Here is a 13,726-nt window from a genome sequence, read left to right as displayed (position 1 = left end):
ATGCTGCGGACAGGCTGTGGAGGGCGGTTGATCTGCCGCGGATGCCGGCCGCAGATGCCTCTTCCGACGTTCACCGATGATCCCTGATCTGACGGATCGCTGCTTCGGCCGAAATCCCGCGTTCGGAATCCCCGCATCTGCGCCGGTCCAGCGGTCTGCGAGTAGTTTTTGTGCAGCGGTATGCCCAAATGCCGGGCGCACTCCATCCAATTTTTTGTACGCCCGCGGACAAGCTTTTCGCGGTGCACTCCCGCACGCTTCCTCCTGATCATTGACCATGGCAGGCGCCATGACATTTCGGAGGAACTGGCGAGATGGAAAAGACGGTTTGGCCCCAGGCGCAACGGGGATTGGCGCGCGCATCATCGCCACGGCGCAAGCTCATCCTTGGCGCCGCCATCGCTTTCGGAATCGTGGTCGCCGCACCGCTGAGCGCGCAGGCCGCAGCGCCCGCCGCCTGCGCCACGCTTCAGGAGAAATACCCGGACTGGAAGGGCAAGACGCTCGTCAACGCCATCAACCCGCACACGCCGGGCTATGAGACCATCGATCCCAAGGATCCCAGCAAGTACATCGGCTTCGATATCGATCTCGGCGAAGCCATCGGCGAATGTCTCGGCTTCAAGCTGACCTACAAGGCGGTGACGTTCGCGGCGCTCCTGACCACGCTCGCCGCGGGACAAGCCGACATCGTGATCTCCGACATCTACGCCACCAAGGAGCGCGCCAAGGCTGCCGACTTCATCACCTACTCGAAGGTGTTCGACGGCGTTCTGGTCGCCAAGGGCAATCCGAAGGGGATCAACGGCATCAACTTGTCGCTGTGCGGCGCCGCTGCCGCCGAAAACACCGGCTACGTCGAGGTGCCCCTGATCCAGGCGTTGATCCCGGAGTGCAAGAAGGCCGGCAAGCCCGAACCGACCATCCAGCTCTACGACAACAACGCCAACTGCATTCAGGCGATCCTCGCCGGCCGCGCCGACACTTACATCAACGACGTCAACACCGTCGACAGCGCCGTAAAGGCCTATCCGGACAAGCTGGAGAAGGCGATTGCGGTGACGATCCCGTATTCCGTCGGCATCGCCGTGCCCAAGAACAAGCCGAAATTCCGCGATGCCGTGCTCGCCGCGCTGATCGAGGTGCAGAAGGCCGGCACGCACATGGCGCTTCTGAAGAAGCATGGGCTCGATGTGAACAACTTCATGGAGCCGGGAATTCTCACGGCCGACTGAGCGCGGTTTACCTCTCCCCGACGGGGAGAGGCCGGCGCGAAGCGCCGGGTGAGGGGGCGGCGCGGCAAATGCGGTGCAGCGTAATCCCTCACCCGGCTCGCATCCGACGATGCGATCCGACCTCTCCTTATGGAAGAGGTGGACCGAGCCAGGCTCACTCGCTTTCTGCCAACCTCATTCCGCTGATGACTGCCGACTGATGTCGCTGTTCCTCCACTATCTGAGCATGCCGTATCTGCTCGCGGGCATCGAACTCACCCTCGAGGTGACAGCCCTCGGGCTCGGCGGCGGATTGATCCTCGGATTGATCCTCGCCGGCATGCAGCTCTCCCGCTTCTGGCCCCTGGCGGCGATCGCCAGGGCCTATACCGTGATCTTCCGCGGCACCCCGCTGATCCTGCAGATGGTGTTCGCCTACGACGCGTTGCCGCATATCGGCATCAAGCTGCCGGCGGTGCTGGCCGCCGGCCTCGCGCTCGCCTGCAACGAGGCGCCGTTCATCGCGGAGATGCTGCGCGCCGGCGTGCTCGGCGTGGACCGCGGGCAGCTGACGGCCGGGCAGGCGCTCGGCATGACGCCGTCGGTGCTGATGCGCAGGATCATCGCGCCGCAGGCGATCCGCACCATGATCCCGGCCTTCGGCAACGAGGCGGTGAGCGCGCTGAAGAATTCCTCGCTCGCCTCGGTGGTCGCGGTGCAGGAGCTGACCCTGCGCTCTACGCAGCTTGCGTCCTCGACCTTCGACTTCTTCTCGATCTTCTTCGCCTCGGGTCTGCTCTACCTCGTACTGACCGCCACCATCAGCGTCATCCAGCTGTTCGTCGAATGGTGGCTCGATCTCGACCGCACGACGCGCCGCGAGCGCAAGCTCGCCGACTACCTGCCCTGGCGCCGCGTCGATCTCGTCACCAAGCTCGAGCTCGCCGATGCGACCGTCGGCGATCCCGAGCCCGCACCAGCAGAACTCGCGGCCACCCCGCCGCTGGCCCTGACGCGCGAGGAGCGCGCCCGCCGCGCCGCGACGATCGCGCGCAACAACATCGCGGTCGAAGTCAAGGACCTCACCAAGAACTACGGCCCGCAGAAGGTGCTCGACGGCCTGGACCTCACGGTGCGCGTTGGCGAAGTGGTCGCGCTGCTCGGACCCAGCGGCTCCGGCAAAAGCACGCTGCTTCGCTGCATCAACCACCTCGAAAGCTGGGACGCCGGCACCGTGCGCGTCGGCGGCCGGCGCCTCGGCTTTGGCGAGAACGGCAAGCTGTTGTCACCGCGGGCGATCGCCAATGAGCGCGCCAGCGTCGGCGTCGGCATGGTGTTCCAGCAATTCAATCTGTTCGCGCATCTCTCGGCCAGGGAGAACATCGCCGGCCCCCTGCGCTGGGTTCACGGCATGACCCGCATCGACGCCGACCGCCGCGCCGCCGAGCTGCTCGACCGTGTCGGGCTCTCGCATCGCGCCGATGCGCTGCCGCGGCATCTCTCCGGCGGCCAGCAGCAGCGCGTCGCCATCGCCCGCGCGCTGGCGCCCAATCCAAGTGTGCTGCTGCTGGACGAGCCGACCTCGGCGCTCGATCCGGAGCTGGTCAACGAGGTGCTGGAGGTGATCCGCCGCCTCGCCATCGACGACGGCCTCACCATGATCATCTCGACACACCAGATCCGCTTTGCCGACGAGGTCGCCGACCGCGTCGCCTTCCTGAGCGGCGGCGCGATCATAGAGGAGGGGCCGGCGCACGAGGTGCTCTCCAATCCCCGCAATCCGCTGACGGCGCGATTCCTCAGTGTGATGGAAGCCGACAAGACTCCGGAGGCGGTGCGATGAGCGGCGCATCCGAAAGGTTCAAGACTCCCGAAGAGGCCACCTCATGAAGCATGTCACGCTGCCGGTTTCGCCGAAAACCGTCCATTGGGGCTATTTCTCCAAGACAGTCGCGCCCGCCCTGACGCTCCGCTCCGGGGATCGCGCCACCATCGAGACGCTGACCCATCACGCCAATGACGATTACGAGCGGATGATCCAGGGCGACCCCGGCGCCGAGAGCGTGTTCCAGTGGACTCGTGAGCACAAGGCCGTGGCGCGCCGCGGCTCCGGCCCGACGGAAGGTCCCTTCATCCGCGGCGCAGGCGAGGGGATCGGCGTGCATCTTCTCACCGGACCGGTCGCGATCGAAGGTGCCGAGCCCGGCGACATTCTGGAAGTGCGTATCCTCGACGTCCGGCCACGGCCGAGCTGCAGCGCCTGCCATGCCGGCCGCTGCTTCGGCTCCAACGTCGCGGCGAACTGGGGCCTTCACTATCACGACCTGATCGAGGAGCCGAAGCCGCGCGAGGTCGTCACCATCTTCGAGCTGGACACCTCCGGCGAGCCCTATGCGAAGGCGGTCTACAATTATGTCTGGACACCGCAGACCGACCCTGACGGCATCGTGCATCCGACCATCGACTATCCGGGCGTCCGCGTCGACCACGCCACCATCAGGAAGCGCGAGAACATCCTCGCAAGCGTCAAGGTCCCGGCGCGGCTGCATTTCGGCACGATGGGCCTCGCACCGTCGGAAGCCGATTTCGTCAGCTCGATTCCGCCGAGTTACACCGGCGGCAACATCGACGACTGGCGCATCGGCAAGGGCGCGCGGATGTTCTATCCGGTCGCGGTCCCCGGCGCCTATTTCTCGGTCGGCGATCCCCACGCCGCGCAGGGCGACAGCGAGCTCGGCGGCACCGCGATCGAGACCTCGCTGACCGGCGATTTCGAGTTCATCCTGCACAAGAAGGCCGACCTTGCCGGCACCAATCTGGAAGGCCTCGACCATCCCATGCTCGAGACCGACCACGCCTGGTCGTTCTACGGCTTCACCTATCCGAACTATCTCGCCGCGCTCGGCGCCGATGCGCAAACCGAGATTGCCAACCACTCCAGTCTCGACCGTGCGATGCGCGATGCGTTCAGAAAGCTCCGCCGTTTCCTGATGACCGTGCACGGCCTCAGCGAGGACGAGGCGATCTCGCTGATGTCGGTCGGGGCCGATTTCGGCGTCACCCAGGTCGTTGACGCCAATTGGGGCGTCCACGGCACGATCCGCAAGAACATCTTCCGGTGCGACTGAATCTCTCCACGTCGTCATGCCCTAACGCTTTGAAGAGCAGCCCATTTTTCAGGATGGGATGGTGACCCACGAACCTCATCTTAGGTCCGTCGCGGCGACGGACGATAGCGTGCGTCTGGCACAGAGGTTGCTTCGATCGACTGCAACCTGGGTCGATCCGATGAGCTTCCGCCCGTTCACGAGCGAGTCCTACGCGCAAGACGACCGCCCCGACGCCTGGCGGGACGTGCTGGCTGCGGTCGGCCTGCAACCGGCGGGTGGTCACAGCATCTTCGACGGACACGCGACCGCATCGCACCGGTACGCCGCGGGCGTTGCGCTGACGCGCATGGCTGCGGGCGCGCAGAGCGTCGGTCCGCTCTCGCGAGCAAGCGAAGACCTTCCCATCGCGCTGATGCCGGTCGAGGACGGCATGGTGCTGAAGAGCGCCGGCGGTCATCGTATCGTTCCCGTCGGTCATCTCGTGCTGCTGCCGCGCAGCGGCGATTGGAGCATCGTATTCCAGCGAGACATGCGCGCCGTCGTGTTGTCGGTGACGTCGGAGGCGCTGCACGGGCGCCTCTCGGGCAAGCCGCGGCTCGGCGAGCCCCGCGTCGTTCCGCCCAGCGGCTTTGCCGATGTATTCTCCCGTCTGCTCGATGCCACTGCACGGACCTTCGACACATTGAGCGATCCCGAATGGAATTCGGTTGCGCAATCCTTCGTCGATCTGCTGCTGACGCTCGTGCATCAGCTGGCGTCCTCGGCCTCCGATGCCGGATCGAGCGCGACGCAGGCCGCGCTGCTGCACCGGATCTGCCAGACCATCGAGCGTCGCCTCGACGATCCCGATCTGGTGCCGGCGCGCGTCGCGCAGGCCGAGGGAATTTCCGAACGCTACCTGCAAAAGCTGTTCGAGACGGTCGGGGATAATTTCACCCACTACGTTCGCGAGCGCCGCCTCCAGCGCGCCTGGGCCGACCTATCCAACCCAACCGAGGCACATCGCTCGATCTCGGAGATCGCCTACGCCTACGGCTTTGGCGACTCCGCGCATTTCAGCCGCGCCTTCCGACATCGCTTCGGCCTGCCACCGCGCGAGTTTCGCCAGCAGGAGGCGGAGCGCGCGACTGCACAGCACGGCGTCGCCGGCCAGCGCGGCTGGCCGCAGGAGGCGCTGGCCCAGCTTCGCGCCCATCAGAGCGTGGAGACGCGCAGCAGTGTCGCCTGTGCCGACGCCGAGGAGCGGACGACCGCCGAACGCCGTCATCACCATCTCCCGGTCGAGGCCAGCCGCGTCCATTGGGGCTATTTCAGCCGCTCGCTGCCGCCGCAGATCGAGATCGCCTCGGGCGACACCATCACCATCGAGACGCTGACTCAGCACGCCTCGGACGATCCCGAGCTGATGATCGCCGGCGATGTCGCCGCCGAAAGCGTGTTCGGCTGGACACGGGACAAGAAGAACGTCGACCGCCGCGGCGCGGGGCCCATGGATGCGAGCGTGTTCGGCCGCGGTGCCGGCGAGGGATTTGGCGTGCACATCTGCACCGGACCGGTCGCCGTAAAGGACGCCCAGCCAGGTGACGTGCTGGAGGTGCGCATCCTCGACATCGTACCGCGGGCGAGCCGCAATCCGAACCATGCGGGCCGTGTGTTCGGCTCCTCGGTCGCGGCCTGGTGGGGCTATCACTACAACGAGTTTCTCGGCGGTCCCACGCCGCGCGAGGCCGTCACCATCTATGAGATATTCGACGACGCCGAGGTGCCGCACGCCCGCGCGCTCTATTCCTACCGCTGGGAGCCGCAGACCGATCCCTTCGGCGTCGTGCACACCACCTACGATTACCCCGGCGTTCCCGTCGCACCCGCCACGATCAAGCGTCGCCATGCCGTACTCGACGGCATCAGGATTCCCCTGCGGCCGCATTTCGGCGTGATCGCGGTGGCGCCGCGCGAAGTCGATTTCGTCGATTCCGTGCCGCCATCCTATTTCGGGGGCAATCTCGACAATTGGCGGCTGGGGAAGGGGGCGGCCGTCTATCTTCCGGTCTCGGTTCCCGGCGCCCTGCTGTCGGTCGGCGATCCCCATGCCGCGCAGGGCGACGGCGAACTGAGCGGCACCGCAATCGAATGCTCGATGACCGGCACCTTCGAGGTGATCCTGCACAAGAAGGCCGATCTCGCCGGTCAGCCCTTCGCCGATCTCTCTTACCCCCTGATCGAGACCGGGACCGATTGGGTGCTGACCGGCTTCAGCCACCCGAACTATCTCGCGGAGTTCGGCGCGCAGGGCCAGAGCGAGGTCTATGCCAAATCCTCGCTCGACCTCGCCATGAAGGACGCCTTCCGCAAGATGCGGCGCTTCCTGATGAACGTCAAAGGCCTCAGCGAGGACGAGGCGATTGCGCTGATGTCGGCCGCCGTCGATTTCGGCGTGACGCAGGTGGTCGACGGCAATTGGGGCGTGCACGCCATCCTCAGCAAGCGCCTGTTTCAGGACGCATCTTAACAAGGACACCCAGGTGAAGTTCCACATGATCAGCGGCGGACCTAAGCCGGTCGCGCCCTTCAGCCACGCGGTCGAAACCGACGGCTTCGTCTTCGTCACCGGCCAGATGCCGGATACGCCGCAGGCGCCGGGCGTGCTGCCCGAGGGGATCGTCGCGCAGACCCGCGCGGTGATGGAGAATTTGAAAGTGGTGCTCGCCGGCCTCGATCTCGGCCTCGAGCATGTCGTGATGACGCGCGTGTATCTGACGCGGTTCAAAGAAGACTATGCCGCGATGAACGAGACCTACCGCGCGTTCTTCGCGCCGGATCGGTTGCCAGCCCGCACCTGCGTCGGCGTCACCGGGCTCGCCTACGACGCGCTGATCGAGATCGACTTGGTGTGCCGGCGGCCGTGAATTCAGCTTTCGTAGCCCGGATGAGCGCAGCGATATCCGGGACCGCCGTTCGCTGAGAATCCCGGATGTCGCTGCGCTCATCCGGGCTACAAGCCCTTGTGTTGCTCGACAGGCGGAACACACAAACAACGGGTCAATCCTTCTCCGCGAAAATATTCCACTTTACCGAAATTCGGCTTCGGCGTATTCATGCCGCACCTCACCCCGGTCAGAGGGGCGTATCGCGATCGTCACGACACGCGGGGTGAGCTGCGGTGGACGCGGGCAGCATCGGCGCGAAGGGCTTCGCAGGGCGGCAAAACCGTGAGCGAAAGTGTCGCGCACACGACCGGTGCTATCAGCGTACGGCAAAACCGTGTCGTCCTGGCGCCCGGGGCCTGCGCGCCAAGTCTTGTAGTGATGTGTGTTGCCCGACCGGGTACGTGCATCAGTCATCTGCAAGGCGACGGGGGCAATAGTGCATCGCTCCCCGGGGAGAACTCGGCATAAGCCGTCAAACCACTGCGCAGGGAAGGCCGTGTGTTCGGCTTCACCTGTATGCCGCTGTGCAGCCTCTTGTAGCGCAACCTTCGCACAGTGGACCGTGGGTGCCCGGCCGGCACCTGGTCTTCCCTGCGCCCTCCGACATCGGAGGGTGACGAGACAAAGCAAAGCTCGGGCGAAGCAAGCCGCGAGACGCGTACGTGCGCCTGCGATGGAGATTTGCGTCGTGGAGGAAGGGTTTGCTTGCGACTCTCTGTCAGTGCGAGCGGAGCGCCCGCGATCCCGAACGTCGAGTTCCAGGCAATCCGGCTATTCCATAAAATTGCAACTCACGCGTGCATGAAGTCTTGATCGGTCGTGATTTAGAGGTGATCGCCTGGCTTGAACGCGGACCCGGACCACGGCGACTAACCGCAGAGTGCAGTAGGATCAGTGGAACGTGATCGCGGCCTTCTCTTCCTAAAGCACCAAAATGGTGCTTTAGTGCTTTTCATGAGCCAGTCGCCCCGAAACACTCCGTCCGCGCTGCGTTACCGGCTCGCCCCTGACCCGGCCGCCAAGGCTGCGCTGGAGGCGACGTTCGAGGCCTATGACCGCATGATGGAGATTCTCGACGAGATCGCGCGGAGCCACAATGTGGGTTCCAACGTGGTCCTGCTCCACGCCCATGCCTACGACCCGATCCGCAAGCAGACCGCGCTGCCCTCCCGTCTGGTGACACTGGGTCTGCGCGACCGTGCGGACTATCGCGCAGCGCAGGGTCGCCGCCTGCCGCTCGACGACAAGCTCGCCAAGATCAAGGGGCCTGCCACCATCTCGATCGCGACGGTGCAGGGCCGCTTCAACGTGCCCTTCGACTACGCGGGCTATGCCGAGGGCTGGGGACAGAGCGCGCCCGCGCACCTCATCCGTACCGATGACGGCTTCGAAGTTCACTACGGCGTCACGCCGAACACTCTGCCAGAGGAGGAGAACGCTATGGATACCATCGCTGCCACCCCCGACAATTTCCTGTCCCGGGTCGGACGCCTGATCGCCGGGATCGCCTATGACGCGATCGAGCAGGCGGAAGGCAAGAACAAGCTCAAGGTGGTCGCACAGGCCATCCGCGAGATCGAACGCGCCGAGAGCGAAGCGCGCGATGCACTCGCGGCCGCGCGGGCCGAGGAATACCGCCTCAACGCGCGCCGCAGCGAGATCGAGCGCGCGATGACTGATCTCGCCGCCAAGATCGAGGGCGCGATTGCAGACGGGCGCGACGATCTCGCCCGTGCCGGTATCGCGCGGCAGATGGATCTGGAGGCGCAGTTCGAGGTGCTCTCGCGCGCGATCGACGAGAACAACGAGAAGATCGATCAATCCGTGACGTCGCTGCGCGCCGTGCTGTCGGCCCTCCAGGATGCCGAGCAGCGTCGCGCCGATCTCGAAAAGAGCGAGGCCATCGCAAGCCAGCAGGCCTCGACATCGCCCCGGAAGCCAGGCGGCGCTTCTGCGGCCGCCAAGGCGCTGCGCGCCGGCAAGGCGGTGGCACGGGCCACCGGCGTGCCGCCGGGCATCCCTTATTCGAGCGACATCGACGAGCTCAGCACGTTGCATCGCGACAAGGAAATTGCAGCGAGGCTGGCCCGGTTGAAGTCGGGCTCCTGAGTACCGTGTCATGAGCGCGCTGCTCGAACACGTCATGTCTCCGGAGGTCAGGCCGTTTGCGATCGCGGCGGCCATGATCGTCATCGTCGGCTCGATCGAGGTGGTCTCGATGCTGGTGGGGGCTTCGCTCAGCGAAATGCTCGGCACCAACATCGACTTCGGTCACCCCAGCGACAACGGCGTGATCAACGCGATCTCGTGGATCAATGTCGGCGGCGTACCGCTGCTGATCTTCCTGCTGCTGCTGTTGGGCGCGTTCTCGATCACAGGCTTCCTGATCCAGGACATCGCGCGGATGGTGGCCGGTCCCTTGCCGGCGACGGTCGCCTCGATCGGGGCGGTCGCCGCATCGGTTCCGCTGGTCCGCGCTGCCAGCCGGACCATCGCGCGGGTCATTCCCAAGGACGAGAGCTACGCCGTCGGCCTCGGCGATCTCGTCGGCCGGGTCGGTGAGGTCGTCGTCGGTCCGCTCGACCAGGGGCCGCCCGGCCGCGTCAGCGTTGCCGACGTCCACGGCAACCGTCACTTCGTGTCGGCGGTCGCCGCACCTTCATCATCGCCGCTGTCGCAGGGAACCATGGTTCTCCTGGTCGATCGCGACGGCACCCGCTTCGTGGCGGTGAAGGCCGACGATGAACTCAAACCTTCCAAGCCCAGTCTAAGCAGCTAGCACGTCCATTATCGGAGAAAGTCATGTTCGACATCGCAGTCCCGGCCATGATCGGCGTCGCGCTGATCGTCGTTCTGGGGATCGTCTTCACCATTCTCTACAAGCGCGCCACCCGCGACGAGGCGTTCGTACGCACCGGGCTCGGCGGCAAGAAGGTTGTGCTCGACGGCGGCGCCATGATCCTGCCGATCTTCCACTCCTATGCAAGCGTCAACCTGAAGACGCTACGTCTCACCGTCGAGCGCAAGGAGCGGGAATCCCTCATTACCAAGGACCGCTTGCGCGTCGATATCGTCGCCGAGTTCTATGTGCGCGTCCGTCCCGACGAGGAGAGCATCGCGCTCGCGAGCCAGACGCTCGGCGCATTGACGAACGACGCAGAGGCGCTGCGCAATCAGGTCGAGGCGAAATTCGTCGATGGCCTGCGATCCGTCGCGGCGACCATGACCATCCTGGAGCTCCAGGAGAAGCGCTCGGATTTCGTCAAGCACGTGCAGTCCACGGTCGAGTCCGACGTCAAGTCGAACGGCCTCGAGCTGGAATCGGTGTCCCTGACGAAACTCGACCAGACTGACGTCAAGTTCTTCAACCCGGAAAACTTCTTCGACGCCGAAGGCCTCACCCAGCTCAAGACCGTCACCGAAACCCGCCGCCGCGACCGCAACGCCATCGTGCGCGACAACGAGGTGGCAATCGCGCAGAAGGACCTCGAGGCGCGCCAGCAGACGCTGACGATCGAACGCACCAAGAAAGAGGCCGAGCTCTCGCAGGAGCGCGACATCGCCAACAAGACCGCAAGCACCCGCGCCGAGGTCGCAACCGCAACGCAAACCGCGCGCCTGACCGAGGAGAACGCGCGCATCGACACCGATCGTGCGGTTGCCGAGAAGGAGGCGGGTGCCAAGCAGGTCAAGGAGACCGCTGTCATCGAGTCGGATCTGGCGATCAACAAGCGCAGAACCGACGCTCAGCGCGAGATCCAGATCGCGACCCAGGAGAACGAGATCCAGATCGCTTCCAAGAGCAAGGAGACCTCGGAAGCCGTCGCCGAAGCCAAGACCGCCGAAGCGCTCGCCGTCTCCGCTGAGGAAAAGGTCGTCACCGCGCGCGCCGTCGAGGTCGCCGATCGCGCCCGTCTCACCCAGGTGCTCGCCGCGCGTACCGAAGCCGAGCGCAAATCGACCGAGGTGGTCGTCGCTGCCGAAGCCGAGAAGAAGGCGGCACTCGACCGCGCCGAAGCCATCACGACATTGGCCACGGCCGAAGCCGAGTCCAACAAGATCAAGGCCGTCGGTGTCCGTAACATCGGTGAGGCCGAGGCCGCCGTAATCACGATGAAGAACGAGGCTCAGAACAAGCTCGGCAGCAACGTGATCGATTTCGAGATCGCCAAGAAGCGGATCGAGACCATGCCCTCGGCACTCGCCGAGATGGTGAAGCCGATCGCGAACCTGAAGGATGTCCGCATCCTGCACACCGGCGGCGCGTTCGGCGGCAACGGCAATGGTGCCGGCGCCGGCAATGTCGGCTTCGGCGAAGGGCTCGCGGGTGAGCTTCTGAAGGTGCACGCGTTGCGCCCGATGATCGACGAGATCCTGCGCCAGAGCGGCTTTGCGCCGGATGACGATCCCGTCAAGGCGCTGGTTGGCGCCGTGACGGGCAAGAGCAACGGCGCGGCCGTGCCGGCGCCAGTGCCGGAGAAAGCAAGCGCCGCCGATCTATGAACGCCCGTTCATTGCTGCGGAGAATTCGAATCGATAGACAGGCTGGGCGCGTCTCGCGTCGCGCGACGTTCCGGAGCGCAGATCGATCGCGTGCTGAGCCGTTCGATCTCGCTCCGGACCAGTCTTGAGGCAAACGCCTTGTTCGCCGCGGCGCCTGCGTCGATCACGTCAGATGCCGGGACCTGTTTCGATCGGAGCAATTTCACATGAAGCATTTTCCCGCCGCGCTCATCGCCATCGGCCTTTCGATCGCCGCCGCGCCGTCTCTTGCGGCCGATGCCCGCAACGTCACGGTCGTCAACGAGACCGGCTATGCCATCAAGTTCCTGGGCTTCAATGGGCCGGACGATGGCCTGGACGAATGGGACAACGAGCTCGACAAGGTGTTGCAGAACCAGGCCAGCACCTATGTCGAGTTCGACGATGATGACGAAGGCTGTGTCTGGAACATCCGCGTCGACTGGCAGAACTATGACGACGCCGTGCTGTGGAAGAACGTCAACCTCTGCAAGCTCACTGCGCTCCGCTTGCGCTACGACTCAGGCACCAAGACCACCTCGTTCCTCGCGGAGTAGTGTTTTGGCCGACATGATCGGAGGAGGGGGCATTCCAGGCCCCTCCTTTTGGCGCGTTGCGGATGATGACGAATTCGTCCTTTGCAAGCGCAAGCGGCTTTGTTATACGCAGCCGCGCGCGAACGAACGGTTCGCCTTTTCCTCGGTAGCTCAGCGGTAGAGCATCCGACTGTTAATCGGATGGTCGCTGGTTCGAATCCAGCCCGGGGAGCCAAATCTTACTGACAATTCAATGTCTTGCGCTCGTATTCTCATGCGGCGTCCGATCTAATTGTTCCATTCCTTGAACGTTGGCGCCTCTGATCACAAGTGTGCGCGGGCGCGCGCATGCCATACGTGCGGCGCCAAATCGACCCAATTCACATCGACCATTGGCCGGCCGGACATTTATGGAGCTGATTCCGATGCCAGATATCCAGGTCGACCGCTCGCACATGGCTCCCTCGATTCTACCCGCTGGTGTTCCCGAACTCAGCGACGACGAATGCCTCGCCTATCTGGCGCGCGCGGTCGAGACGCAGGATTCGGCGCGGCTGGACGAGGTCGCCGCTCTGATCGGCCGCCTTGCAGTGGCGATCGAATGAGACTGGCCGGCCGGTCGATTGGAGGAGTTGCGGAAGCCTGATCATGGCCAACGGCCATGTTGCGTTTTGACCGAGCATGTTCCAAAGATGCCGCGAATTTCCTCCGCGGCATCGTCCGCATTGCAGGGTCCGCTCATGTCCGGTTTTTCGACCGCGCGCCAGAAAATGGTCGATGGCCAGGTGCGTACCAGTGACGTCACCGACCGTCGTGTTCTCGATGCCATGCTTACGGTTCCGCGAGAAGCCTTCGTGCCGGCCGGCAGGCAGGCACTTGCTTACCTCGACCTCGATCTCGACGTCAGCGAAGGCGGCGCCAAGCGGTTTCTGATCAAGCCCGCGCTGACGGGCAAGCTGCTCCAGGCCGCCGAAATAGGAGAGGAAGACAATGTGCTGGTCGTCGGCTGTGCCAGCGGCTACCTCGCCGCGCTGACTGCCAAGCTCGCGCGGCAGGTCACCGCGACCGAATGCGATTCGGCTTTGGCCGCCAAGGCCAGGGATGCCTTTGCCGCCCTGGGCCTTGCCAACGTCACCTGCAAGGCGGCCGCCTGCACCGACGGGGACCCTTCTGCCGCACCCTACGACGTGATCGCCCTCAACGGCGCTGCCGAGGTGATGCCGGAAGCTCTGCTCGGGCAGCTGAAGGAGGGCGGGCGTCTGGTGGGGGTCTCGGCCGAGTCCAGGCCGCCCCGCGCCACCATCGTGACCCGTACCCATGGCGAATTCGGCCATAGGGCGCTGTTCGACGCCGCCGCCCCGGTCCTGCCCGGGCTGGAACGGGCGGCTGCCTTCGTCTTCTGAGCCCAAAGCCCGTTA

Annotated in this window: 11 protein-coding genes and 1 tRNA gene; all 12 read left to right on the top strand. The window is 64.9% G+C overall.

Features of this window, described 5'->3' with window-relative positions:
- The first annotated feature begins 314 nt into the window (after positions 1–314).
- The gene (locus ACYCVF_RS12010) at positions 315–1,235 is read left to right on the top strand and encodes an ABC transporter substrate-binding protein (RefSeq protein ID WP_459595732.1); all 921 of its coding nucleotides are present in this window, start codon (positions 315–317) and stop codon (positions 1,233–1,235) included.
- A 199-nt stretch (positions 1,236–1,434) separates the two neighbouring features.
- The gene (locus ACYCVF_RS12005; protein WP_459595731.1) at positions 1,435–3,057 is read left to right on the top strand and encodes an amino acid ABC transporter permease/ATP-binding protein; all 1,623 of its coding nucleotides are present in this window, start codon (positions 1,435–1,437) and stop codon (positions 3,055–3,057) included.
- Positions 3,058–3,100: 43 nt separating this feature from the next.
- Positions 3,101–4,342, top strand: a complete 1,242-nt coding sequence (locus tag ACYCVF_RS12000; protein WP_459595730.1) for an acetamidase/formamidase family protein — start codon at positions 3,101–3,103, stop codon at positions 4,340–4,342.
- Between the two features lie 160 nt (positions 4,343–4,502).
- Positions 4,503–6,833, top strand: coding sequence for an acetamidase/formamidase family protein (locus ACYCVF_RS11995; protein WP_459595729.1), 2,331 nt, complete (start codon positions 4,503–4,505; stop codon positions 6,831–6,833).
- Between the two features lie 13 nt (positions 6,834–6,846).
- Positions 6,847–7,230 (top strand): RidA family protein, encoded by a 384-nt coding sequence (locus ACYCVF_RS11990; RefSeq protein WP_459595728.1) that lies wholly within the window; start codon positions 6,847–6,849, stop codon positions 7,228–7,230.
- Between the two features lie 966 nt (positions 7,231–8,196).
- Positions 8,197–9,360 carry a PspA/IM30 family protein gene (locus ACYCVF_RS11985; protein WP_459595727.1) on the top strand — a complete coding sequence of 388 codons (1,164 nt, stop codon included), beginning with the start codon at positions 8,197–8,199 and terminating at the stop codon, positions 9,358–9,360.
- Between the two features lie 10 nt (positions 9,361–9,370).
- On the top strand, positions 9,371–10,030 hold the full coding sequence (locus ACYCVF_RS11980) for an OB-fold-containig protein (RefSeq protein ID WP_459595726.1): 660 nt from the start codon (positions 9,371–9,373) through the stop codon (positions 10,028–10,030).
- A gap of 23 nt (positions 10,031–10,053) precedes the next feature.
- On the top strand, positions 10,054–11,754 hold the full coding sequence (locus ACYCVF_RS11975) for a flotillin family protein (protein ID WP_459595725.1): 1,701 nt from the start codon (positions 10,054–10,056) through the stop codon (positions 11,752–11,754).
- Between the two features lie 206 nt (positions 11,755–11,960).
- Positions 11,961–12,329 carry a hypothetical protein gene (locus tag ACYCVF_RS11970; RefSeq protein ID WP_459595724.1) on the top strand — a complete coding sequence of 123 codons (369 nt, stop codon included), beginning with the start codon at positions 11,961–11,963 and terminating at the stop codon, positions 12,327–12,329.
- A 139-nt stretch (positions 12,330–12,468) separates the two neighbouring features.
- A tRNA-Asn gene (locus ACYCVF_RS11965) sits at positions 12,469–12,543 on the top strand.
- 190 nt (positions 12,544–12,733) lie between these two features.
- A complete protein-coding gene (locus ACYCVF_RS11960) occupies positions 12,734–12,913 on the top strand; it encodes a hypothetical protein (protein ID WP_459595723.1) in 180 nt (59 codons plus the stop codon).
- 135 nt (positions 12,914–13,048) lie between these two features.
- Complete coding sequence (locus tag ACYCVF_RS11955; protein WP_459595722.1) at positions 13,049–13,711, top strand: protein-L-isoaspartate O-methyltransferase family protein; 663 nt, start codon at positions 13,049–13,051, stop codon at positions 13,709–13,711.
- Positions 13,712–13,726: the final 15 nt, after the last annotated feature.

Source organism: Bradyrhizobium cedriense (assembly GCF_054602315.1).
Note: the sequence above shows the minus strand (reverse complement) of the source record. Positions and strands in the feature narration are given on the sequence as shown.